This window comes from Streptomyces sp. JK94, assembly GCF_053613315.1.
Genome location: NZ_JBSICH010000020.1, coordinates 60,292 through 84,220 on the forward strand (window position 1 = coordinate 60,292; position 23,929 = coordinate 84,220).

General features: G+C 73.4%; 13 protein-coding genes. 4 read left to right on the plus strand and 9 right to left on the minus strand.

What is annotated here, in order from left to right:
* Positions 1 to 311: 311 nt before the first annotated feature.
* Together ACVV2G_RS19490 and ACVV2G_RS19495 are read left to right on the plus strand one after the other, a co-directional pair.
* The gene (locus ACVV2G_RS19490; protein WP_453844008.1) at positions 312 to 1,325 is read left to right on the plus strand and encodes a LacI family DNA-binding transcriptional regulator; all 1,014 of its coding nucleotides are present in this window, start codon (positions 312 to 314) and stop codon (positions 1,323 to 1,325) included.
* A 178-nt stretch (positions 1,326 to 1,503) separates the two neighbouring features.
* On the plus strand, positions 1,504 to 3,552 hold the full coding sequence (locus ACVV2G_RS19495) for a glycoside hydrolase family 31 protein (RefSeq protein WP_453844009.1): 2,049 nt from the start codon (positions 1,504 to 1,506) through the stop codon (positions 3,550 to 3,552).
* A gap of 54 nt (positions 3,553 to 3,606) precedes the next feature.
* On the opposite strand, the gene ACVV2G_RS19500 is transcribed toward ACVV2G_RS19495, so the two are convergent.
* From ACVV2G_RS19500 to ACVV2G_RS19525, 6 genes are read right to left on the minus strand one after another with little or no spacing between them, the layout of a single operon-like run.
* A complete protein-coding gene (locus ACVV2G_RS19500) occupies positions 3,607 to 4,323 on the minus strand; it encodes a glycoside hydrolase family 12 protein (protein ID WP_453844010.1) in 717 nt (238 codons plus the stop codon).
* 34 nt (positions 4,324 to 4,357) lie between these two features.
* The gene (locus tag ACVV2G_RS19505) at positions 4,358 to 6,586 is read right to left on the minus strand and encodes a glycosyl hydrolase family 95 catalytic domain-containing protein (RefSeq protein ID WP_453844011.1); all 2,229 of its coding nucleotides are present in this window, start codon (positions 6,584 to 6,586) and stop codon (positions 4,358 to 4,360) included.
* A complete protein-coding gene (locus ACVV2G_RS19510) occupies positions 6,583 to 8,559 on the minus strand; it encodes a beta-galactosidase (RefSeq protein ID WP_453844012.1) in 1,977 nt (658 codons plus the stop codon). Before ACVV2G_RS19510 ends, ACVV2G_RS19505 begins: the two co-directional genes overlap by 4 nt.
* Positions 8,559 to 9,530 carry a carbohydrate ABC transporter permease gene (locus ACVV2G_RS19515; protein WP_453844013.1) on the minus strand — a complete coding sequence of 324 codons (972 nt, stop codon included), beginning with the start codon at positions 9,528 to 9,530 and terminating at the stop codon, positions 8,559 to 8,561. Before ACVV2G_RS19515 ends, ACVV2G_RS19510 begins: the two co-directional genes overlap by 1 nt.
* Positions 9,527 to 10,564, minus strand: a complete 1,038-nt coding sequence (locus ACVV2G_RS19520) for an ABC transporter permease (RefSeq protein ID WP_453844014.1) — start codon at positions 10,562 to 10,564, stop codon at positions 9,527 to 9,529. The genes ACVV2G_RS19515 and ACVV2G_RS19520 overlap by 4 nt, the downstream gene beginning before the upstream one ends.
* 26 nt (positions 10,565 to 10,590) lie before the next feature.
* Entirely contained in the window at positions 10,591 to 12,276 is a 1,686-nt protein-coding gene (locus ACVV2G_RS19525; protein ID WP_453844015.1) for an extracellular solute-binding protein, read from the minus strand.
* 390 nt (positions 12,277 to 12,666) lie between these two features.
* On the opposite strand from ACVV2G_RS19525, the gene ACVV2G_RS19530 reads away from it, so the two are divergent.
* A complete protein-coding gene (locus ACVV2G_RS19530) occupies positions 12,667 to 15,531 on the plus strand; it encodes a glycoside hydrolase family 3 C-terminal domain-containing protein (RefSeq protein ID WP_453844017.1) in 2,865 nt (954 codons plus the stop codon).
* A gap of 532 nt (positions 15,532 to 16,063) precedes the next feature.
* Here the strand turns inward: ACVV2G_RS19530 and ACVV2G_RS19535 are convergent.
* From ACVV2G_RS19535 to ACVV2G_RS19545, 3 genes are all read right to left on the minus strand, one after another.
* Complete coding sequence (locus tag ACVV2G_RS19535; protein ID WP_453844018.1) at positions 16,064 to 17,509, minus strand: aldehyde dehydrogenase family protein; 1,446 nt, start codon at positions 17,507 to 17,509, stop codon at positions 16,064 to 16,066.
* Positions 17,510 to 18,045: 536 nt separating this feature from the next.
* Positions 18,046 to 19,731 carry a PucR family transcriptional regulator gene (locus tag ACVV2G_RS19540; protein WP_453844019.1) on the minus strand — a complete coding sequence of 562 codons (1,686 nt, stop codon included), beginning with the start codon at positions 19,729 to 19,731 and terminating at the stop codon, positions 18,046 to 18,048.
* Positions 19,732 to 19,870: 139 nt separating this feature from the next.
* On the minus strand, positions 19,871 to 21,994 hold the full coding sequence (locus ACVV2G_RS19545) for an ATP-binding protein (protein ID WP_453844020.1): 2,124 nt from the start codon (positions 21,992 to 21,994) through the stop codon (positions 19,871 to 19,873).
* A 256-nt stretch (positions 21,995 to 22,250) separates the two neighbouring features.
* Between ACVV2G_RS19545 and gabT the strand changes: the two genes are divergently transcribed.
* Positions 22,251 to 23,585, plus strand: a complete 1,335-nt coding sequence (gene gabT / locus ACVV2G_RS19550; protein WP_453844021.1) for a 4-aminobutyrate--2-oxoglutarate transaminase — start codon at positions 22,251 to 22,253, stop codon at positions 23,583 to 23,585.
* Positions 23,586 to 23,929: the final 344 nt, after the last annotated feature.

The window sequence follows — 23,929 nt, forward strand, 5'->3', positions numbered from 1 at the left end:
CGGCATCGGGGGACGGTACGTCCGAGAAGACCGCCGCGGTTCGTCCTGCGCGCAGTCGCGGACGTACGTTACTGATCGGTGCTACCCGATCGTATGTACCCGATCCCGGGTGGCCCCGCCACCCTTCGTGCGTCCGTTCGGCCGAGGCCCCGCCGTGAGTCCCGCAGGCGGAAGGGCGGGCGAGAAAGCCGTCGAAGCGCTTCGACGAACTATGGACACCCACCGTCGCTGAGGCTACTGTCGAACCACTTTCACCGACCCTCGTCCGCCCCGCGCGCTGTCGAAGCGCTTCACAATGCTTGGAGAGCTGGATGGTCACCCTCGCCGAGGTCGCCCAGCACGCCGGAGTCTCGGCAAGCACGGTGAGCTATGTCCTCAGCGGCAAGCGGTCCATCTCCCTCACCACCCGGCAGCGTGTCGAGGAGAGCATCCGGAAACTCGGCTACCACCCGAACGCCGGCGCCCGCGCCCTGGCCAGCAGCAGGTCGAACATCATCGCCCTGATGATCCCGCTGCGCACGGACATGTACGTGCCGGTGATGATGGAGATCGCCATCGCGGTCGCCACCAGCGCGCGCACCCACGGGTACGACATCCTGCTGCTCACCGGCGAGGAGGGCCCCGACGCGGTGCGCCGCGTCACCGGCAGCGGACTGGCCGACGCGATGATCCTGATGGACGTCGAACTCGACGACGAGCGGCTGCCCCTGCTGCGGGGCACGGACCAGCCGTCCGTGCTCATCGGGCTGCCCGCGGACACCGCCGGGCTCACCTGCGTCGACCTCGACTTCCGGGCCACCGGCGCGCTGTGCGTCGAGCACCTGGCGGGCCTCGGGCACCGCGACATCGCCGTCATCGGCGAGGCTCCCGCGGTCTACGAACGGCACACGGGCTTCGCCGAACGCACCCTCGACGGGCTGCGCACCCGCGCCCGGGAGCTGGACCTGCGGCTGCTGCACCGCCCCTGCGAGGGCGGCTACGACGCGATGGCCGCGACCCTCGCCCGTGTCTTCGACGAACGCCCCGGCACCACGGGGTTCGTCGTCCAGAACGAGTCGGCGGTCGAGCCGCTGCTCGCCCTGCTGCGCCAGCAGGGCCGGGCGGTGCCCGAGGACGTGTCGGTGGTGGCGGTCTGCCCGGAGCAGGTCGCCGCCCAGGCCTCGGTGCGGCTCACGTCGGTCGCCGTGCCCGCGCAGGAGATGGGGCGGCATGCGGTGGAGCAGCTGCTCGCCAAGCTCGCCGGGCGGGGAAGCGACGAGGTCGTGCTGCTCGCGCCCGAGCTGACGGTGCGCGCCAGCTCGGGTCCGGCGCCCGTCCGCCCGTAGGCCTGCCCGGTCCCGCCCTGTCCTGTTCTCCCGGCGTCCCGCCTCTCGACAGCCCCTCACTCCGCCACCCTCCGGCCCGGCCCTCCACCTCACCTCCTCGCCGCTGCCCACCAGACGTTCGGCCCCTGTCAGGGCACCGCCATGTCCGCGTTCTCCCGCACTCCCTGGAGCCTGCCTCGTGAACCAGCCTGCCGAGAAACAGCCCAAGGTCGGCCTCGCCCAGTCCTCCCCCACCGTCGGCACGTTCCGTGAGCGGGACGGCGCGCTGGAGTGGAGCGGACGTCAGGAAACTCTCCGGATCGAGGCGTGGGGGCCGGACGCGGTACGGGTCCGCGCCCGGCTCGGCGGGCCGGTGCTGGAGGGGCTGCCGGGCGCCCTGCTGCCCGAGGCCCCGGCGACCGGGAGCACCGTCAAGATCGAGGACGGGCACGGGTCGCTGACCGTGGGGGCGCTGACCGTGGAGGTCGGTCCCGAGGGACAGGTGCGTTTCGTGCGCACCGCCGACGGCGGTGAGCTGCTGGCCGAGGAGCGCGCCCACTTCTGGTGGCCCGGCCCCCGCCTGTACACGGCGGTCGGCAACGGCCACCACCGGCTGGAGCAGCGGTTCGCCGCCTACGACGACGAGAAGCTGTACGGCCTCGGCCAGCACCAGCACGGCCGCTTCGACCAGAAGGGCCTGGTCGTGGACCTGGTCCAGCGCAACGCCGAGGTGTCCATCCCCGTCCTCACCTCCAGCCGCGGCTACACGCTGCTGTGGAACAACCCGGCGATCGGCCGCGTGGAGCTGGCGCACAACGGCACCCGCTGGGTCGCCGACTCGGCCCGCCAGATCGACTACTGGATCACCGCCGGCACCCCGGCCGACACGCAGCGCCGCTACAGCGCGGTGACCGGCCGCACGCCGATGCTGCCCGCGTGGGCGGCGGGCTTCTGGCAGTGCAAGCTGCGCTACCGCACGCAGGACGAACTCCTCGCCGTGGCCCGGGAGTACAGGCGGCGCGGGCTGCCGATCGACGCGATCGTCTGCGACTTCTTCCACTGGACGCACCTGGGCGAGTGGAAGTTCGACCCGGCCGAGTGGCCGGACCCGGCGGCGATGGTCCGCGAGCTGGACGAGCTGGGCGTCAGACTGGTGGTCAGCGTCTGGCCGTCGGTGTCCCCGCTGAGCGAGAACCACCCGGTGATGGAGCAGCGCGGCCACTTCATCGGCACGCAGTACGGCCCACTGGCGCACGCGGACTGGCCGGACAAGGAGGTGGCGTCGACGGTCCAGGTGGCCTTCTACGACGCCACCAACCCCGAGGCCCGCGCCTTCGTGTGGTCGAAGGTCAAGGAGAACTACCTCGACCCGTACGGCATCACGGCCTTCTGGCTGGACGCCTGCGAGCCCGAGCTGAAGCCCGGCTTCCCGGAGAACCTGCGCTACTGGGCGGGCCCGGGCCTGGAGGTCGGCAACCTCTACCCGGCGGAGAACTCCCGCACCTTCGACGAAGGTCTGCGCGCCGCCGGCGTGGACGAGGTGATCACCCTCAACCGCTCGGCGTGGGCGGGCAGTCAGCGCCACGGCGCGGCCCTGTGGTCCGGCGACATCGGCACCGACTTCGCGACCCTGCGCCGCCAGATCGCGGCCGGCCTGAACACCGCGCTCTCCGGCATCCCCTGGTGGAACACGGACATCGGCGGCTTCCACGGCGGGGACCCGGACGATCCGGCGTACCGCGAGGTGATGGTCCGCTGGTTCCAGTTCGGCGCGCTGTCCCCGCTGATGCGCCTGCACGGCTTCCGCGACCCGGGCATGCCACTGGGCCCGGACATGACCGGCGGCCCGAACGAGGTGTGGTCGTACGGGGAGGAGGCGTACCCCGTCCTCGAGAAGTACCTGCGGCTGCGCGAGCGGCTGAAGCCGTACGTCCTCGGCGTCATGCGCGAGGCGCACGAGGAGGGGCTGCCGGTGATGCGGCCGCTGTTCCTGGAGTTCCCCGACGACCAGGCGGCCTGGCAGGTGGACGACGCGTACCTCTTCGGCCGGGACCTGCTGGTCGCACCGGTGCTGACGGCGGGCGCCACGGTCCGGACCGCGTACCTTCCGGCGGGCGCGCGGTGGACGGACGCGTGGACGGGTGAGACGTACGAGGGCGGGGCGGCCGTGACGGTCGACGCGCCCCTGGACCGCATCCCGCTGTTCCTGCGGGACGGGGCACGGCTGCCCATTGTCGCGGCGCGGTAGGCGAAGGGGCCGGTCCCGGGCGGGGCCGGCCCCCGGGCCGTGGCGCGCGCCGGATCAGCCGCCGCTGACCGTCAGGTCGTTGGTGCGGAAGTCCAGGCCGCCGGCGGACGAGGTGATCTCGTAGCCGAACTGCACGTCACCGATGGTCTCGTTGCCCATCCAGCCCTTGGTGTCCTTGATCCACTTCAGGACGGGCAGGATGTCGACGGTGCCGGAGTTCGAGTCCGAGGTGCGCTGGAACGAGAAGACCTCGTTGGCCCCGTTGCTGCCCTTGAAGACGTTCCAGGTGTGGCCGCCGAGGGTGGCCGTCCCCTGAGGGCTGCCGAGCGGGCCCACGGCGCCGTTGTGGTTGACCCAGAGCATGATCTCGTAGTCGTAGTCCGTGTCCCAGATGTCGTACGACGTGTTGTACGCGCCGGACGACGGGACCGTGACGTTGTAGGAGCTGGTGAGCGAGCCGATGGAGGTGATCGGCTTGTTGATCACCTTCTTGGCGTTCGGGTAGGACTTGATGCCGCCGGTGTTCGGGTGGTTGGCCCACACGCCCCAGCGGGTGCCGGAGTCGGCCCAGACGCACTGGCTGCCGGCGCCGGAGCCCCAGATGTTGTTGTAGAGGGTGTAGCCGTTCAGGCTCGTGTTGCCCCACTGGTCGCAGGAGTTCCAGACCGCGGCCTGGGCGGGGGCGGCGGCGAGGCCGACGGTGGCGCCGAGGGCGAGGGCCGGGGCGAGCAGAGCGGCCAGGGTGCGCGGGGTGCGGGTGCGTGGTGCCATGGGGTTCCTTCCATGGGTGGGGGGAGGTGCGGGGCTACCGCGCCGCGGCACCCGCTCGGGTGACGGTGACGACGCGGTCCTCTCCGGCGACCAGGTCGAGCGGTTCGGCGCCGGAGGGGGTCCGGAGTTCGACGCGGAGCGTGCGGCCGGGGCGCAGGACGGCCCTCGCCTCCCCGTCGGGAGTCCAGGTCAGGTCGAGTTCCGCCCCGAAGCGGGTGCGGACGCCGGTGAGTCCGCCCCGCGGGCAGGACGCGGGGAGGGCCGGCAGCAGGACCAGCCGGCCGGGTGTGGACTGCACGAGCATCTCGACGAGCACGGCCGGGAGCGCGTGCGCGGCGTCCGCGTTGTAGACGTCGCGGTGGGGGTAGTGCGCGCTCATCAGGGACGTGTGGAAGTAGTCGCCGTCGAGCACCCGGGCGAGGGCGTGGGCGACCCGTTCGGCGTCCCGGAGGCGGGCGGCGACCAGGGCGTGGTGGAGGTGTCCGTGGGCCGAGTCGTTCTCGGCGCCGCGCAGTTCGAGGGCCCGGTGGGCGGCTGCGGCGAGGCCGGGGGTGTCGTAGGGGTTGATCTCGTCGAGGGGCCAGACGCCGTAGAGGTGGCTCAGGTGGCGGTGGTCGTAGGTGTCCTCCAGGCCGGGCCACGCCCATTCGGCGAGGGCGCCGTCGGCGTTGGTCCGGTGCGGTGGGAGGCGGTCGGCCAGGGCTCGCCAGCGGTCGGCGTGCTCGGGGTGGCGGTCGGCGGCGGTCAGCAGGGCGTGCCGGGCGGCGGAGAGGTCCATGGCCGCGTTGACGCTGCCCCAGCCGGCGTTGGCGGGGCGGTTCTCGGGCGAGTAGGAGGGGACGACCACCACCCGGCCCGCCTGGTCGGTCCGGGTGAGGAAGTCCTCGTAGAAGAGGGCGACTTCGGCGAGGGCGGCGGTGGTGCGGGGGTCGTGGGCGCCGCGGGTCTCGTCGTGGTCCACGAGGGGCTTGAGCAGCCAGTCGGCGCCCGCCGTCCACAGGTGGAGCGGGTACTCGCGGCTGAAGTGGTACGTGTGGCCGGACTCGCCGTCGGTGTGCGAGGGCGCCACGACGCCCCGGGCGCCGAAGATGGCGCGGGCATTGTCCCGCCAGTGCGGCAACTGCCGGTGGACCAGGGCCGCGTGGGCCTCCGTGACCTCGGGCAGGGCGGCGGCAGTGGCGGACGCGGTCTGGAGGTTGAGGTTGGCGTTGGTGGTGAACGCCCCGGACCAGGCGGTGTTCCAGTCGCCGGTCCACAGGCCGGTCAGCCGGGGCGGGAGCAGGCCGCTGGAGGACAGCAGATGGTAGCGGCCGGCGGCGAAGAGCCGCTCCAGGAGGGCCGCGCCGCCGGGGCGGGTCAGCAGGGCCGAGCCCGGCAGGGCCCGTTCGGCGGGGTCGGCGGCGAGGTCGAGGGTGACGCGGTCGTAGGCGGTGCGGTGCAGGGCCAGGTGGCGGTCGAGGAGGCCGTCGTACGACGTGCCCTCCGTCAGGTCGCGCAGGGCGCGGCCCTCGGCGATGACGTCCGCCTCGCCGGTGTGCCGGCGCACCCGGGTGAGGAGCAGGGCCTCCGTGGCGCCCTCGACGCGTACGCCCGGGGGGACCAGTCTCGTGGTGCCGCCGGTGACGGCGAGCAGGGTGACGCCGGTGTAGGCCAGGTCGCTGCCGGGGTAGCGGGCCCGCAGGCTGAGCAGGGCGCCCTCGGGGGTGAGGACGGCGCCGTGGCCGACGGCGAGCCCGGTGGGGGCGCCGGCCAGGCGGGGGTCGAGGGACAGGTCGAGGGTGAGGTGCGGGGCGGTGACGCGCTGGACGATCACGTCGTCGGCGCGGGAGACGAAGACGCGGCTGGTCCACGTGCCGCGGGTGGCGGTCGTCTCGCCCGTGGTGAAGTCGACGGAGCGGCGGTAGGGGGCCCGGGCCTCGCCGGACGGTCTGTCCAGGCGCAGTTGGAAGGCCGGGTGGAAGGGGCGCACCCATTGCAGCGGGCGGCCGTCGGTGAACTCCTCGGCGGCCGTCGTGTCGCCTGCCGTCAGGCGGTCCTGGAGGGCGGGGAGCCCGGGGGCGAGCCGGGGCGGGCGGCGGTGCTCGTCGTCGCCGTCCGGACGGACGAGGGTGTGGTGGGTGACGACGACCCGGTCGGCGTTCGGGTCGCCGAACACGAGGGCGCCGTGGTGGCCGTTGCCGGTCAGGAAGGCGTCCTCCCAGCGGGCGGCGGGCTCGGGTTCCCAGGTGCCGTGCGCGGGGCCGCCCTCGGGCGTGCCGCTCACGGGGCCGGCTCCGCGAGGACCGCGACGCCGTAGCGGCCGAGGGTGACGCGGTCGGTGACGGTCGCGTCGGTCAGCAGGTCGCGGTGGGTGCCCGGGACGTCGACGGTGACCTCGTCGCGGCCGTGGTGGAGAAGGAACAGCAGCGCGCCGCGGCGTACGGCCTCCACGCCCGCGGGGAGTCCGTCGAGCACGGGCCGGGCCCCCGCGCCGGCGGCGGCGCGGGCGAGCAGGTCGCGCAGCGCCTCCGGTTCCGGCAGGGTCGACAGGTACCAGGCGCGGCCCTTGCGCAGGACGGCCGGCAGCCCGTCCAGTTCGCCGCCCCGGTAGGGGACGGTCTCGGTGGCGGTGCCGTCGGGTTCGATCTCCTCGGACCACAGGGTGCCGCGGAAGCCGTCGCAGGCGGCCGTCTCACCCGTCTCCAGCGGCCACCACTCGTGCAGGGTGCGGATGCCGAAGAGGTCGCGCAGCCGGGCGTCCATGCCGCCGGGCCTGATCCGGTCGTCCTGGTCCGCGACGCCGGTGAGGAAGCCGCAGACGAGGGTGCCGCCGCCTCGGGCGTAGGCGAGGAGGTTGTCGGTCGCCGCGTCCGTGAGGGCGTAGAGCTGGGGCACGACGACCGCCCGGTAGGGGGTCAGGTCGTGTTCGGGGTGGGCGAAGTCGGTGGTGAGGTGGGCCTCCCACAGGGCTCGGTGCCACGCGTGGAGGACGTCGGGGTAGTCGAAGCGGGAGGAGGGGCGGCCGTCCTGGGCGACGGCCCACCAGGCGTGCCAGTCGTGCAGGACGGCGACGTCGGCGGGGACGCGGGTGCCGGACACGTGCGGGCCGAGCTTCGCGAGGTCGGCGCCGAGCCGCTTGACCTCCTGGTACGTACGGCCCTCCTCCCCCGCGTGACCGACCATCCCGGAGTGGAACTTCTCCGCGCCCTGCCTCGACTGGCGCCACTGGAAGTAGCAGACGGCGTCCGCGCCGCGGGCCACGGCCTGCAGGGACCACAGGCGGTTGAGGCCGCGCGGCTTGGGGTGGTTCGCGCCGCGCCAGTTGACGGGCCCGGCGGCCTGCTCCATGAGCATCCACGGGCCGCGTGCCTGGGAGCGGGTCATGTCCTGGACCAGCGCGCCGTGCTGGGCGCCGAGGGGGTCGCGCGGGTCGGGGTAGAGGTCGACGGAGACGACGTCCTCCTCCTCGGCCCAGCGCCAGGCGTCCTGGCCGGACCACAGCGGCATGAAGTTGGTGGTGACCGGGAGGTGCGGGGTGTGGCGGCGGACGATGTCGCGTTCGGCGACGTAGCACTCCAGGAGCATGTCGGAGGTGAAGCGCCGGAAGTCGAGGAGCTGGGTGGGGTTCTTCAGGTAGTGGGCGCGGCGGGGCGGCAGGACCTCCGCCCAGTCGCCGTAGCCCTGGCTCCAGAAGGCGGTGCCCCAGGCGGTGTTGAGGGCGTCGAGCGTGCCGTACCGGTGCTGGAGCCAGCGCCGGAAGCGGGTGGCGGCCTCGTCGCCGTAGTCGTACGTGCAGTACTCGTTGTTGATGTGCCACATGGTGAGCGCGGGGTGGCCGGCGTAGCGGGCGGCCAGGGCCTCGGTGACGGCGGCCGCGTGGTGGCGGTAGGTGGTGCTGGAGTGCGAGAAGTGCTGCCGGCCGCCCCACCACTCCGTGCGGCCGTCCTCGTCGCGGGGCAGGGTGTCCGGGTGGAGGTGGCCCAGCCAGGGCGGGGGCGAGGAGGTGGGGGTGGCGAGGACGACGCCGATGCCGTGGGTGTGCATCAGGTCCATCAGGCGGTCCAGCCAGCCGAAGTCGAGGGCGCCGGGGCGCGGTTCGAGCTTCGACCAGGAGAAGACGCCGAGGGTGACGGAGTTGACGCCGGCGGCCCTCATCAGGCGGACGTCCTCGTGCCAGGTCTCCTCCGGCCACTGCTCGGGGTTGTAGTCGCCGCCGTAGAGGACGCGGTGGCGGGTGGTGTCCGACAGGTTCGGCATCAGCCCTTCACCGCCCCGGTGAGCATCCCCTTCTTGAAGTGGCGCTGGACGAAGGGGGACAGCACGGCCACCGGCAGCAGGGCCATGACCATCACGGCCATCTGCACGGCCAGGCCCGACAGCTCACCCGTCTTGATCGCCTGGCCGAGGCCGACCGGTGCCTCCTGCTTCTGCACCAGCTGGATCATGACGTTCTGCAGGGGCAGCATGTCCTGGTCGTTCAGGTACAGGGAGGCGTTGAACCAGGCGCTCCAGTAGCCGACGGCGTAGAACAGCGTGATCACCGCGACGACCGCGCGGGACAGCGGCAGCACGATCTGCCACAGGATGCGCAGGTCCCCGGCGCCGTCGATGCGGGCGCTGTCGATGAGTTCCTGCGAGATGCCCATGAAGAAGCCGCGCAGGACGAGGATGTTGAACACGCTGATCGCGCTGGGCAGGATCAGCGCGAGGTAGCTGTCGGTCAGGCCCAGGGACTGCACCAGCAGGTAGGTGGGGATGAGGCCCGCGCTGAAGAACATCGTGGCGAGCAGCAGCATGAGGATCCAGCGGTGGCCGAGGGAGCCGCTGCGGGACAGTCCGTAGGCGCACAGCACGGACACCGCCATCGAGAACAGGGTGCCCACCAGCGTGACGCCGATGCTGACGAGCGCGGCGCGGGTGACCTGGCCGCCGCTGAGCAGTTCCTGGTAGGCGACGAAGGTGATGTCCGTCGGGATCATCACCAGGCCGCCGGCCTCGTCGATGGCCTTGCGCGTGGAGATGCTGGTGACGACGACGATCCACAGCGGGAACAGGATCGCCAGGCAGGCCAGGAGCAGGACCAGGCCCTTGGCGGCGAGTCCGGCGCGGCTGGGCTTCTCCTCCCACACCGGCCGGGGCGGGGCCGCCCACCGGCCGGGCCCGCGCGGAGGTCGGTCGGTCACGGCGGCCGTCCGGTGCGCCGCGGTCGCCTCTTGCACGGCGGTCACTTCTTGTACACCCCCTGCTCGCCCATGAGGTGGGCCACCTTGTTCGCTATGAGGACCAGACCGAGACTGATGACGCCCTTGACGAGCCCCGCCGCGGCCGCGTAGCCGAAGTCCTGGTTGCGCACGCCGTTCCACCACACGAAGGTGTCGAGCACCTCCGCGGCTCCCGGCCCGACCGCGTCGCGTTGCAGCAGGATCTGTTCGAAGCCGACCGTCAGCGCGTCGCCGACGCGCAGCACCAAGAGCAGGGCGATGACCGGGCGCAGCGCGGGCAGCGTGACGTGCCACATGCGGCGCCAGCGGTTGGCGCCGTCCATCGCGGCGGCCTCGTACAGGTCGGGGCTGACCGAGGCGAGCGCGGCGAGGAAGACGATGATCCCCCAGCCGGCGTCCTTCCACACGCTCTGCGCGGTGACCAGGAACTTGAAGGTGTCCGGGTCGGTCATGAGACTGAGCCCGTCGTACCCGTGGTCGCGCAGCAGCTGGGACAGCAGTCCCGCCCCGCCGAACAGCTGCTGGAAGACGGCGATGACCAGCACCCACGAGAAGAAGTGCGGCAGGTAGAGGATGGCCTGCGAGAGCGCCCGCACCCGGGGCCGGACCACGCTGTTGATGAGCAGCGCGAGCAGGATGGGCACCGGGAAGTACAGGACGAGCTGGAGCAGGAACAGCACGAGCGTGTTGCGCACGGAGTTCCAGAACGCGGAGTCCTCGAAGATCCGCTGGAAGTTCTCCAGCCCCACCCAGGGGCTGTGCAGGATGGAGACGATCCCGTTGTCGCTGACGTAGGGGTCGTACTCCTGGAAGGCGACGACGTTGCCGAGGATCGGTACGTAGTTGAAGAGCAGCACCAGCAGCACGGCCGGCAGCGTCATCAGCAGCAGTACGCGGTCCCGCCGCAGCCTCAGCCGGAAGCTCGCCCTTTCCGTGTGCGGCTTCCCCTCGGGGGAGCCGGTGGCGTCGGCGGGCGCCACCGGGGTCTTCTTCGTCGCATCGGCCTCGGCACCGGTCCGGGGCACCGTGCTGTGGGACACGGCCGTTCTCCTTGCCTCGGTACCGGTCAGCCCGTCGCCGTGCCGTTCTCGTCGAGCAGCTTCTTGTACCAGTCGCGCAGCTCGTCGCCGCCCTTGCTCCGCCAGTCGGAGACGGCCTGCTGCATGTCGCCGATCTTCTTGCGGCCGCGGACGATGTCGTCCTCCAGCTGCTCGAAGTCGTTGGAGAGGTTGGTGTAGCGGGCGGGTTCGGTGACCTGCATGCCGTAGAAGGTGGGCTTCCTGGTGAAGGCGCCCATGCGCTGCTGCCACTCGACCTGTCCCTTGGCGACCTCGGGGAAGTCGGGGTGGGCGATGGTCGCGGCGGGGCTCGCCACCATCACGTAGGCGTTCATCACGTCGATGTTGCCCTGGTCGGTCTTGGTGGGGACGCCGTCCTTGACGGTGTAGTGGGTGCCTTCGACGCCGTAGTTGGTGGCCATGTACTCCTTGGTGCCGTACGGCGCCGCGGTGACGTTGGCGACGGCCAGCACGTCCCGGATGACGGCCTCGGACGCCTTCTTGTTGACGAAGGCGAAGATGCCGGCCGGGTTCTGCGCCCACAGCGTGGGGTCGCCGCCGTCGTGGCCGAAGATGTCCATGCCCCAGATCCGGAACTCAGGGTTCTGGGTTGCCTGTTCGGCGGTGCGGCTCCACCACTGCGAGGAGTCCTGGTTGTAGATGAGGAACTCGCCGGCGGCGAACTTGGGGCCGGGGTCGGTGGCGTTGCTCTTGCCCAGCTCGGCGTCGGGGTGCACGACCCCGGCGGCGAACAGCTTGCGGGTCCACTCCAGCGCTTCGAGGTACTCGTCGGTCTCGATGCGGTAGACCAGCTTGCCGTCGGTCTCGTTCCAGCCGAGGGACTTCTCGTTCCCGGAGAGCACCCCGAAGGCGTTGAAGGCGGTCCACTTCATGTCCAGGCAGGCCCAGCGCTTGGCCCGGGCACTGGTGGCGTCCTTGGCCAGCGCCATGAACTCGTCGCACGAGCGGGGGACCTCGTACCCCTCCTTCTCGAAGACGTCCCGCCGGTAGAGCGGCACGATGCCGGTCACGTACGAGGACGGCATCGGCAGGCCGCGCAGCTTGCCGCCGAAGATGGACCGCTGCCAGGCGTCGGTGGGGATCGCCGCGAGGTTCGGGTAGTCCTTGACCGCGTCGCCGGACAGGTACGGGCCGAGGTCGGCGAACTTGCCGATGATGGCGCTGGGGATCTTGCCCGTCATGTTCCAGCCGGGCACGACCACCACGTCGGGCACCTCGCTGGAGGCGAGGACCGCACCGAGCTTCTGGTCGTAGGTGTTGCCGTCCTGGTTCTGCCAGGCCACGTCGACGCCGATGAGGTCGTTCATCGCCCGGTAGTAGGCGTTGCCGTCCTTGGGCGGGGACCCCCAGAACGGCGACATGACGGTGACCTTGCCGCCCTTGCCGAGCTTCTCGGGCACCGAGGTCTTCAGGTCCGCGAGGTCGAGCTTGCTGGTGAAGCCGACCGCGGAACCGTTCTTGCTGGGGATGTCGGGGGTGACCACGTTGCTGGCCACGTACGCCGGCAGCAGCTTCTTGGCGTCCTTGCCCGACGTGGTGCCGTCGCGCGAGCCGCCGTCGGACCCGCCGCAGGCGGAGAGCAGCGGCATCCCTCCGGCCACCGCTGCGGTGGCGACCGCCGTGGAGGCGAGGAACTTTCTCCGGCTGGGGCCGGAGGCGGCGTTCGGCGTCATTGCGTCAACCCTTCGTGGCGCACCAGGACACCCGGCGGTGGCCGTCGGCTGCGGTGTCTCGAGTGGAACTGGCTGAGCCGAAGCGGTCGTCGGAGGAATGCCCGGTTTCCGTCGCACCTCAAGGGGCGTCCACGAGTGCGGGCCTCGGCGTCGAAGCGCTTCGATGTTGCTGCGAGGTTAGGTGAACGCCTGGGGGTGCACAAGAGTCGATGCCGGAATTCCTCCGAGGTGTGGGAGGGACAGGTCCGGTCGAACCAGCTCATGTGGCATCTGAGGTGCGGGGAGAAGTCGGAGGCGGTGCACGGAAGCGTCTTGACACCCGCCCCTGCCGCGACTGAGCATCGAAGCGCTTCGAAAGGCCTGGCCGCTCCATTGCAAGGGGATCTCCACGTGACCGCATCCACGCCGCCCACGCCGCCTTTCCGCGACCCGCGCCTGCCGTTCGCCCAGCGCGTCGACGACCTGTTGTCGCGGCTCACGCTCGACGAGAGGACCGCGTTCCTGCACCAGTTCGCGCCGGCCGTCGAACGGCTCGGCGTCGCCGCGTTCCGCACCGGCCAGGAGGCGCTGCACGGCGTGGCCTGGATGGGCCCGGCGACCGTGTTCCCGCAGGCCGTGGGCCTCGGGGCGACCTGGAACGAGGACCTGGTGCGCCGGGTCGGCGAGGCCGTGTCCAGGGAGGTCCGGGCGATGCGCGCCCGCGACGAACGGGTCGGCCTCAACGTGTGGTCCCCGACGGTGAACCTGCTGCGCCACCCCCTGTGGGGCCGGAACGAGGAGGGCTACTCCGAGGACCCGAAGCTCACCTCCGCCATCGCCACCGCCTACACTCGTGGCCTGCGCGGCGGACATCCGACGTACTGGCGCACCGCCCCCGTCCTCAAGCACTGGCTCGCGCACAACAACGAGACCGACCGGGACACGTCCTCGGCCTCCGTCCGCCCGCGCGTCCTGAACGAGTACGACCTGCGCGCCTTCCGCGAGACGGTCGAGGCGGGCGCGGTGGCCGGGGTGATGCCGGCGTACAACCTGGTCAACGGCCGCCCGAACCACGTCAGTCCCCATCTGCGCGAGCACCTGCGCACCTGGACCGAGGACGACCTCCTGGTCTGCTCGGACGCGGGCGCCCCCTCCAACCTGGTCGACTCCGAGCACTACTTCGCCACCCACGAGGAGGCGACCGCCGCCGCGCTGCGGGCCGGGGTGGACAGCTTCACCGACCACGGCACGGACTCCTCGAAGATCGTCGCGCGCGTCCGGGACGCCCTGGAGCAGGGACTGCTGACCGAGGCCGACGTGGACGCGGCCGTGCGCCGGCAGCTGTCGGTCCGGTTCCGGCTCGGCGAGTTCGATCCGGAGCAGGACCCGCACGCCGTCAACGCCGACACCGCCGGCGGCTTCGACACGCCGGAGCACCGGGCCCTCGCGCGGGAGGCGGCCGAGCAGGCGGTCGTCCTGCTGAAGAACGACGGCGTGCTGCCGCTGGCCCCCGACGCCCGCGTCGCCGTCGTCGGCCTGCTCGCCGACGAGTGCAAGCTCGACTGGTACAGCGGCACGCTCCTGCACCGCTCCACTCCGCTGGAGGGCCTGTACGAGCGGTTCGGCACCGAGCGCGTGAGCTTCGCGGAGGGCGTGGACCGGGTGCGGCTGAGGACCTCCGCCGGTGCCTTCCTGCACGTCGTCCCGGGGCAGGACGCCCCCGACCGGGCGCCCGGCGCCGAGGGCGCGCTCGATCCTGCCCTGCTGGCCGGCCGCACCGACCTGCCGCCGCTGACCACCGACGCCACCGGCACCGAACTCGCCCTGGTGGACTGGGGCGAGGGCGTCCTCACCCTGCGCGCGCCCGACGGCCGGTACCTGTCCGTCGCCGAGGACGGGTTCGTCCGCGCCTCCGCCGACCAGCCCGGCGGCTGGGTCGTGCAGGAGACGTTCCGCCTGGAACCGCACGGGGGCGGGCACCTCCTCCGGCACACGGGAACGGGTCGTCCCGTCCGTGTCGCCGCCGACGGCGTGAAGGTTGCCGCGGACGACACGGACGACGCGGACTGCGAGGTCTTCGAGCTGGTCGTCGCCGAGCGCGGTGAGGACGCGGTGACGCGGGTGGCCGCCGGGGCGGACGTGGTCGTGGTGGTGGCGGGCAACGACCCGCACATCAACGGCCGGGAGACCGAGGACCGTGCGACGCTGCGGCTGCCCGCCCACCAGGAACGGCTGCTGCGCGCGGCCCGCGCCGCCAACCCGGCCACGGTGCTGACGCTGACGTCCGCCTATCCGTACGCCGTCGATGCGCAGGCGCTCCCGGCGGTGCTGTGGACCGCGCACGGCGGCCAGGCGGCCGGCACCGCGCTCGCCCGGGTCCTCGCCGGCGACGTGTCCCCGGCCGGGCGCCTTCCGCAGACCTGGTACGCCGACGACGCCGACCTGCCCGGCCTCCTCGACTACGACGTGATCGGCGGCCGGCAGACCTACCTGTACTTCGAGGGGACGCCCCTGTTCCCCTTCGGACACGGCCTGTCGTACGCCTCCTTCTCCTACGCGGACCTCTCGGCGCGGGTGGGGGACGGGAAGGTGTCCGTGTCCTTCACCGTCACCAACACGGGGGACGTCACCGCCGACGAGGTGGCCCAGTTCTACGTCCGGGCCGAGGCACCGTCGGTCCCGCGTCCGCGCCGCGAGCTGCTGGCCCACCGCCGGCTCACCCTCGCCCCGGGCGCCACGGCGCACGTGTCCTTCGACGTCCCGCTGTCCGCGCTCGCGTTCTGGGACGTGGCGCACGACCGTTGGCGGGTGGAGCCGGGGCCGTACGCCCTGCTGGTGGGCGCGTCCAGCGAGGACGTCCGTCTGACGGCGACCGTGACCCTGGAGGGCGAGCCCGCCGCACCGCGTCCGGTGCGCGCACGCGGGCTGGAGGCGGCCGGCTTCGACGAGCAGAGCGGCACGGAGATCGTCGACCGGACGAGGACCGCGGGCGACGCGGTGACGCCGGTGGCCGGGCGCACGGGTGAACTGCTCTACCGGGACTGCGACTTCGGCGCCGGGGTCACCGAAGTCACCGTGACCGTGGCGGGCGAGGGCACCGCGGAGGTCGTCCTCGACGGCGGGGCGGCGCCGGTGGTGCTGTCACCCCCGGCGCCCACCCCGGGGCCGTACGACTACGTGGAGCTCCGTGGCGCGCTGACCGCCGAGGGCGTGCGCGATCTCCGCATCAGGCTGCGCGGCTCCCTGCGGCTCGCGCACGCCGGCTTCTCCGGTTGAGGGGCCGGAGAAGCCGGCACGCAGGGGCCGGGCGCCGGTGGCCGCCGGCGCCCGGCCCCGGGCCGGCGTCCCGGGCCGGCGTCCCGGGCCGGCGGAGCGGCGTCGGGTCCTCGGTACCCCACCTGCCCGGGACGGCGCTCTTCGGCCCCCTGCCCGGGACACCCGCTGGTGGCCGGGCGGCGCGTTCGTCGCGGCTCGCGTGTCGCGGGGCTGCGGCGCGGGCCCGGCTGCGCGCCTGCACCCTGACCGCGCTGCCCCTCGCGGTGCCGAGGCGCCCGCACGGCGGGTGCCTCCCCGTGCCCGTGCCCGCGCCCGTGCCCCGATCGTCATCGACGGCTTCCCGCCGCGCCAGGGCGGCGGGCCGCCGCGGGCGCGTGCCGAACGGAGCGGGGAGCACGCCCGCGTGAGGCCGAGGGGCCTGCTCGGGGGAGGCAGCGGGTCCCGCTCCCCGCAGGGCCGGCCTTCGGCGGCCGGAACACCGGCGGCCCGAGCCCCCGCACAGTGGGCTCGGGCCGCCGGTCTCGACGGTGCGTCAGAGGGCGAGGCCCGTCAGGACCAGCACCCGCTCGTAGGTGTAGTCCTCCATCGCGAACCTGACGCCCTCGCGGCCCACGCCGGACTGCTTGGCGCCGCCGTAGGGCATCTGGTCGGCGCGGTAGGAGGGCACGTCGCCGACGACGACACCGCCGACCTCCAGGGCCCGGTGGGCACGGAAGGCGGCCTGGAGGTCGTGGGTGAAGACACCCGCCTGGAGGCCGTACTTGGAGTCGTTGACGGCCGCGAAGGCCTCGGCCTCGCCGTCCGCCTTCTGGACACTGAGGACGGGGCCGAAGACCTCCTCACGGGCGAGGGTGGTGCCGGCCGGGAGGTCGGTGAGCACGGTCGGCGCGTACGTGGCGCCGTCGCGCCGGCCGCCGGTCCGCAGCGTGGCGCCGGCCTCCACGGCCTCCCGCACCCACGCCTCGACGCGCTTGGCCGCGTCCTCGCTGACCAGCGGACCGACGTCGGTCCTGTCGTCGCCCGGGTCGCCCGTCACCTGGGCCTCGACGGCGGCGACGACACGCGGCAGCAGACGGTCGTACACGGCGGCGTCGGCGATCACGCGCTGCACGGAGATGCAGGACTGGCCGCCCTGGTAGTTGGAGAAGGTCGCGATGCGGTTCGCGGCCCGGTCCAGGTCCTCGTCGCTCGCCCAGTCGCCGAGGACGACGGCCGCGCCGTTGCCGCCCAGTTCCAGGGTGCAGTGCTTGCGCGGCACCGAGTCCATGATCGCGTAGCCGACCGTCTCGGACCCGGTGAAGGAGATGACCGGCAGCCGCTCGTCCTGGACGAGCGCGGGCATCCTGTCGTTGGGCACCGGGAGGATGCTCCAGGAACCGGCGGGCAGCTCGCTCTCCGCGAGCAGCTCGCCGAGGACCAGGCCGGAGAGCGGGGTGGCGGGCGCGGGCTTCAGGATGATCGGCGCGCCGGCGGCGATCGCGGGGGCGATTTTGTGGGCGCACAGGTTCAGCGGGAAGTTGAACGGCGCGATGCCGAGCACGACGCCCTTGGGGAAGCGGCGGGTGAGCGCGAGCCGTCCCTGGCCGCCCGGGTCGGTGTCCAGGCGCTGCGCCTCGCCGCCGTTGAAGCGGCGGGCCTCCTCGGCCGCGAAGCGGAAGACGGACACCGCTCGGCCGACCTCGCCGCGGGCCCACTTGATCGGCTTGCCGTTCTCGGCCGAGATCAGCCGCGCGATCTCCTCGGTGCGCTCGGCCAGGCACCGGCTGACGTGGTCCAGGGCGGCGGCGCGGACGTGGGCGGGGGTGGCGGCGAACTCCTCCCGTACGGCGTACGCGGCGGCCACGGCCTCCTCGACCTGGGCGTCGGTCGGCAGGCTCACCGTGCCTACCTTGCTGCCGTCCCAGGGGGACGTGACGTCGAAGCCGGCCTCGCCGGTGGCCTGGCGGCCGGCGAGCCAGAAGGCGTGGGTGGAAGTCATGTCGAGTCCCGGCCCTTCCGCGTTGGGGTGTGTACGGGGGTGCGGGGTCCACGGTAGGGCGGGGGGCGGTGAGGGGCGCTTGTCCGGGGCGTAGTGGTGGGAGCGGGTTGTTCGACGCGGTGGCCAGGTGGGCGGGGGGTGAGGGGCGTTTGTCCCGGGGCTGAGTGGTGCGGGCGGGTTGTTCGACGCGGTGGGGCGGGTGGCTCGGTGCCGGTGACCAGGTGGGCGGGGGCCAGGTGGACGGGGGGCGGCTGGCTCGGTGCCGGTGGCCGGTGGTGCTCGCGCTCCCGCCGCGCCTCCCTTTCGCGGCACTGGGCACCGCGCCCGCGCCCCGGGCGCTGCTCTCCCGCCCGGGGCGCCGCGCGTCCTCCCCGGGCGCCGCGTTCCCGCCCGGGGGTGCCGTGCCCCCGCCCGGGGCGCCGTACCCCCGCTCGGGGGCGCCGTACCCCGCCGGGGGGCCGTGTCCCTGCCCCGGAGCGCCGCGCTCCTCGGCCCCGCGGCTGCCGGCCGTGCCGGCAGGGCGCTCGGGGAGACGCCTACTCGGACGAGGTCGCCTTCAGGGCCAGCCACAGCTCCATCCGGACGTCCGGGTCGTCCAGGGAGCGGCCGAGGATCTCCTCCACGCGGCGCATGCGGTAGCGCAGGGTGTGGCGGTGGACGCCGAGGTCGGCGGCGGCCGCGTCCCACTGGCCGTGGCGGGAGAGCCAGGCGCGCAGGGAGGCCACCAGGTCGCCCCGGCCGGTCGCGTCGTGGTCGCGCAGCGCCCGCAGCAGGCCGTCGGCGAACGCGCGCACCGCGTCGTCGGCGAGCAGCGGCAGCACGGAGCCGGCCGCGAGGTGTTCGTGCTCCACGCAGACCCGTCCGCGCCGGCGGGCCACCGACAGGGCCTGTTCGGCCTGCTTGTAGGCGGTGGACGCGGCGATCGGCCCGGACGGCGCCGACAGGCCGACGACCAGGCCCTCCTCGTCGCCGCCCGCCCTCGGCCCGGTCGCCGGACGGCCGGTCTCCAGCACCGCGGCGTACTCGGCGCAGGCGGCGACGGCCGCGCCCCCGTCCGTGGCCAGCACCACCAGCCGCTCGCCCTCGGGGACGACCAGCACCGCCTCGCCGGACCGGGCCGCGGCCGACTCCACGACCTCTGCGAGCGCACCGAGCGGGTCGCCGTCGGTGTCGGCGGCGGCCGGCGCGGCGGCGGAGGGCTTGGTCCGGGCGGCGGGCACCTGCGCGTGCGGCCCGGCGTGCGCCCGCGCGGCGGACGCCGGCGTCGACTCGGCGACGATGATCCGGAAGGGCGCGTCCAGCAGACCGCCGTACAGGTCCCCGGCGACCGTGCGCGCGTGGTCGGGTTCGCCGGCCAGCAGCATGCGCAGTACGGCCTTGTCGATGCGCTGTGCGGCCTCGTGCAGGGAGCGCGAGCGCTCCGTGGTGAGGGTCAGCAGGGCGATGGCGGAGTGGACGGCGTACCGCTCGGCGGTGCCGGGCGCGGCGGCGGTGCCGACGGCGAGGGCGGAGCGGGGCCTGCGGGAGGTGCCGAGGGAGTGGAGTTCGACCCGGTCGGCGTTCCCGGGCTGTTCCGCGTTCTCGGCGCCGCCGACGACGGACGAGGCCGGCGCGGGGCGCTCACGCAGCCGCTGGACGTCGCCGGTGAGCCTGGCGGCCCTGCGGCCGGCCCACTCGGGTGCCGCGGCGACGACGGCGCCCGAGGCGTCGTACAGCGCCGCCCAGCCGTCGACCTGTGCGGCGAGCGCGGCCAGCAGCCCCTCGGGACCGCCGGTCAGGGCCTGCCTGGTCAGCTCGCGCTGGGCCGCGAAGCCCGCGGTGACCGCCCGGTACTGGTCGGCGGCGATCGCGGCGGACACGGCCTTGCTGATGGCGAGGAAGGGGGTGCGGCGGGGCACCTCCAGCAGCGGCAGCCCCTCCTGCCGGGCCGCTTCGACCAGCGGCTCGGGGATGTCGTCGTAGTTGACCCCGACGGCGAAACCGAGCCCCACCACACCGGCGCCCGCCAGGCGCTTCACGTACCGGTGCATCGCGGCCGGGTCCTCGGCGTCCAGTTTCAGGGCGGTGACCAGCAGCAGTTCCCCGCCCTCCATGTAGGGCACGGGGTCGGCGAGTTCGCTGACGTGCGCCCAGCGCACCGGCACGTCGAGGCGGTCCTCCCCCGCGCGCACGGTCAGCTTGAGCGCGGAGTGGTGGACGAGCGAGGCGAGCGTGGGGGGCATGGGGCCTGGGCCTTCGGTTCCGCGTGGGGTGAGCGAGTGTCCGCGGCGCGCGACATCGGTGATCTTTTGGCCGCCGCGTATGAACGACCTGGTTCGATTCTGCCTCACCGTACGGTCCCGGGCGTCCGCTCCTCGCGGATCACCCGCGCAGGTCCACCAGCAGCGGCGGCGCGTGCTCCCCCTTCGCGCTGGTCAGCGACAGCACCGCGTGGCCCGCGGGCACGGCGTGCGCCAGCTCGGACGCGGACCAGCGCTCCCGTTCCACCTGCCGCACGGTGACCGCCCGTGCGGTGGGCGCCTTCCCGGTGATCACCCGGCGCAGCATGTGCACGGCCTTGCCCGCCGGGGTCTCGGCGATGATCTGCCGGTCGGTGACGTCCCGGGCCTCGGTCCACTCCTTGCCCCACACCTCGGCGAAGTCCTGCCCGTCCCAGGGGGTGAGCCCGGCCAGCGCCATCCGGCACCCGATGGACCCGAGCAGCGGCCCGCGCAACGGGCGCGGTACGTCGTCCAGGGTGCGCAGGGTCAGGACGACCCCGGCGCCCGCGGAGCGCAGCCGCTGGACCCCCCGTACCGCCTCCGGCGTCACCACGCCGCTCGCGTCGTCCAGCACCAGGCAGGCGAACAGCGACCGGTCCTCGCGGGTCGGGACGCTCGCCGTGAACTGGGCGAGGACCAGGCGCGCCAGCATGCGGGAGGCGTCGGCGTGCCCGCGCTCGGGCAGGTCGATACGGACCCGCACCGGGTGGTCGAGGGCCTTGAGGGAGAACGGCCGGGTCTGTCCCGAGGTGTCGAAGAAGGAGGCGAAGGCGGGCCGGTCCAGCAGGGCCACCCGGTCGGCCAGCACGCCGCCCACGTCCCCGGGGTGCGCCATCTGCCGCTCCCGCGCGTCCAGCTCGCGCAGCAGGGACTCCTGCCCGGACGCCCGCAGCCCCTCGCGCAGCTCGGCCAGCGGCCCGGGCGTCCCGTCGAGCAGCTGCCGCAGCTCCGGTACGCCGGGGAAACGTCCGTGGACGGCGCGGAAGGGGCCGAGGAGCTGGGCGAGGACGGTGGTGGAGCGACGGGTGTCGCCGCCCGCGTGCTGTTCGGCGAGGTCCCCGACCAGGGCCTCGGCGAGCACGACCGCGGCCTCGTCGGGGTCGGTGGTGCCGCCGTACAGGTCGAGGTCGTACACCGAGTCCGGGTTGCCGATCCGTACGACGACGTCGTAGGCGTCGGCCGGGCCGAGGTTCGCGCCCGCGGCGCCGACCACGACGACCGCGGCCCGTCCGGCCAGCGCGTGCAGGCACAGCGACTCGGTGAGCGGTCGCACGACGCTGCCGGTCTTGCCGGAGCCCGCGGGCCCGACGGCGAGCAGGGAGGTGGCGAGCAGGGAGGGGTCGAGGGCGAGGCCGGTGCCGCGGTAGGCGTAGGGGTTGCGGGCGTCGTCGGCGGCCGTGCCGAGCCGTACCTGCCCGGTGACCAGGTCGTGCCGGGCCTGCCGGACGGGCAGGTCGCGGGCGCCGGAGGGGTGCGGGCAGGCGCCGGCACCGTGGCTGAGCACCGCGCCGGTCAAGGTGGCGAGGCTGTGCCGGCCGCCCAGTACGCCCTGCCACGCGCGGGTGATGCGGGCGTGGTCGACGTCCCGCATGAGCCCCTGGCGCGCTTCGGCGGCGAGCCGCTCGGCGGCGTCGTGGGCACCGGCTGCGCGCAGTGCGGGCCAGGCGGCGGGGTCCTCGTCGGCGGCTGCCTGCGGCTGCTGCGGCTGGGGGCGCCGCAGCCGGGGCCGCACGAAACGGCGCCAGACCTCGTCCCAGCGGCCCAGCCGCCCGACCCCGATCATGATCGCGAGCACGACGAGCAGGGTGTAGCCGTCCCAGACGACGAGGTTGACGATCTGGCTGTCGCTGGTGCGCCAGGAGTCCGGGGTGAACAGTTCCAGGGGGAGGATCCACCAGCCGCCCAGATAGCCGTTGGCCAGGAGCGACCAGACGAGCCACCCGACGAGGAACGCGATCAGCGCGCCGCTGAGCAGCTGCCTGGCGGGGATCTGTTCCGGCTCCTGTGCCGAGCGCGGCCGGTGACCGAACCGCCACACGCCGGGCAGCGCCTCGGGCCGGGGGGTCCGCAGCCACGCCACGAAGGCGGAGCCGTCCGGCAGGGGCGGGGCCACCGGGGGCGCCGGGGGGCGCGGCGGCACCGACGGCGCCTCGGGAGGCCCCGCCGGACGCGGCACAGGACTCGCATGCGTACCCCGTGCGTCCCGCATCCCGTCGCTGTCCATCGCCCTTGCCCCCTGACCAGCCGATCCGTCCACCGTCAGCGAGCCAATCTAACGCCCTCCCGGAGGGAGTTCACCGCTTACACGGCCGGGCCCGCGCCGACTGTCCGGATGCCGTCCCGCGGATCACCTGTCCACCGCGGACAACCGGCCCCCCGGACAACGCCCACATGGAGCATGCCCGCTCCCCCGCCCCGGTCCTAGCCTGCGAGAAAAGAAGGCAAGCATCCGTAAGATCCGCAAGACCCCAGGAGCCCCCATGACCGCCCTTCCGCAGGAGCGCCGCGTCGTCACCGCCATCCCCGGCCCGAAGTCGCGGGAGCTGCAGGCCCGCCGCACGGCCGTGGTCGCGCAGGGTGTGGGCTCCGTCCTGCCCGTCTTCACCGCGCGCGCGGGGGGCGGCATCATCGAGGACGTCGACGGCAACCGCCTGATCGACTTCGGCTCCGGCATCGCGGTGACCTCCGTCGGCGCCTCCGCCGAGGCCGTCGTGCGCAAGGCGTCCGCCCAGCTCGCCGACTTCACCCACACCTGCTTCATGGTGACGCCCTACGAGAGCTACGTCGCCGTCGCCGAGGCACTGGCCGAGCTGACCCCGGGCGACCACGCCAAGAAGTCGGCCCTGTTCAACAGCGGCGCCGAGGCCGTCGAGAACGCCGTGAAGATCGCCCGTGCGCACACCGGGCGGCAGGCGGTCGTCGTCTTCGACCACGGCTACCACGGCCGGACCAACCTGACGATGGCGCTGACCGCGAAGAACATGCCGTACAAGCACGGCTTCGGTCCCTTCGCGCCCGAGGTGTACCGCGTCCCGGTCGCCTACGGCTACCGCTGGCCCACCGGCCCGGAGAACGCGGGTCCGGAGGCCGCCGCCCAGGCCATCGACCAGATCACCAAGCAGGTCGGCGCGGAGAACGTGGCCGCGATCATCATCGAGCCGCTGCTCGGCGAGGGGGGCTTCATCGAGCCCGCCCAGGGCTTCCTGCCCGCGATCAGCCGCTTCGCCGCGGACCACGGCATCGTCTTCGTCGCCGACGAGATCCAGTCCGGCTTCTGCCGCACGGGCCAGTGGTTCGCCTGCGAGGACGAGGGCATCGTCCCGGACCTGATCACCACGGCCAAGGGCATCGCGGGCGGTCTGCCGCTGGCCGCCGTCACCGGCCGTGCCGAGATCATGGACGCCGCGCACTCCGGCGGCCTCGGCGGCACCTACGGCGGCAACCCGGTGGCGTGCGCGGGTGCGCTCGGTGCCATCGAGACGATGAAGGAGCTGGACCTCAACGCCCGGGCGAAGAGGATCGAGGCGGTCATGAAGTCCCGCCTCACCGCCATGGCCGAGAAGTTCGAGGTCATCGGCGACGTCCGGGGCCGCGGCGCGATGATCGCCGTCGAGCTGGTCAAGGACCGCGCCACCAAGGAGCCGGCCCCGGAGGCGACCGCCGCGCTCGCCAAGGCCTGCCACGCCGAGGGCCTGCTGGTCCTGACCTGCGGAACCTACGGCAACGTGCTGCGTTTCCTGCCGCCGCTGGTGATCGGCGAGGACCTGCTGAACGAGGGCCTCGACATCATCGAGCAGGGCTTCGCCCGCATCTGAGCGAGCCCGCGGGGGCAGGGGTGAGCGGACACCCGCGCGAGCGCCCGAACGCCCGTCCGAGCTGCGTTTCGTACGCCTGGCGGAGCGACCCGCAGAGCGTGTGAAGAAGGTGTGCGGGGTGGATGGCAGGACACCGATGCCCCTGTCCTGAGCCCCTCCCCTGTCGTAGGTTCTAGGCAGATGAGAGATACACCCGCCCACAGGGGACTGTGGGCGGGATCTCAGGCCGAGGCCTCCCCAGCTTCGACCTGGTCGTGCCTCGCGCACACAGCCGGAACCCACGGGTTCCGGGTCTCCTCACCGATCGGACGGCCGCCCGCCCCACACCCCCCGGGGCGCGCGGC

What these genes read in the sequence shown, in the direction of transcription:
- ACVV2G_RS19540 (WP_453844019.1), bottom strand. Translation starts at nt 19,731, where the DNA reads ATGCCCCCCACGCTCGCCTCGCTCGTCCACCACTCCGCGCTCAAGCTG.
- ACVV2G_RS19500 (WP_453844010.1), bottom strand. Translation starts at nt 4,323, where the DNA reads ATGGCACCACGCACCCGCACCCCGCGCACCCTGGCCGCTCTGCTCGCC.
- ACVV2G_RS19525 (WP_453844015.1), bottom strand. Translation starts at nt 12,276, where the DNA reads ATGACGCCGAACGCCGCCTCCGGCCCCAGCCGGAGAAAGTTCCTCGCC.
- gabT (WP_453844021.1), top strand. Translation starts at nt 22,251, where the DNA reads ATGACCGCCCTTCCGCAGGAGCGCCGCGTCGTCACCGCCATCCCCGGC.
- ACVV2G_RS19535 (WP_453844018.1), bottom strand. Translation starts at nt 17,509, where the DNA reads ATGACTTCCACCCACGCCTTCTGGCTCGCCGGCCGCCAGGCCACCGGC.
- ACVV2G_RS19510 (WP_453844012.1), bottom strand. Translation starts at nt 8,559, where the DNA reads ATGCCGAACCTGTCGGACACCACCCGCCACCGCGTCCTCTACGGCGGC.
- ACVV2G_RS19490 (WP_453844008.1), top strand. Translation starts at nt 312, where the DNA reads ATGGTCACCCTCGCCGAGGTCGCCCAGCACGCCGGAGTCTCGGCAAGC.
- ACVV2G_RS19545 (WP_453844020.1), bottom strand. Translation starts at nt 21,994, where the DNA reads ATGGACAGCGACGGGATGCGGGACGCACGGGGTACGCATGCGAGTCCT.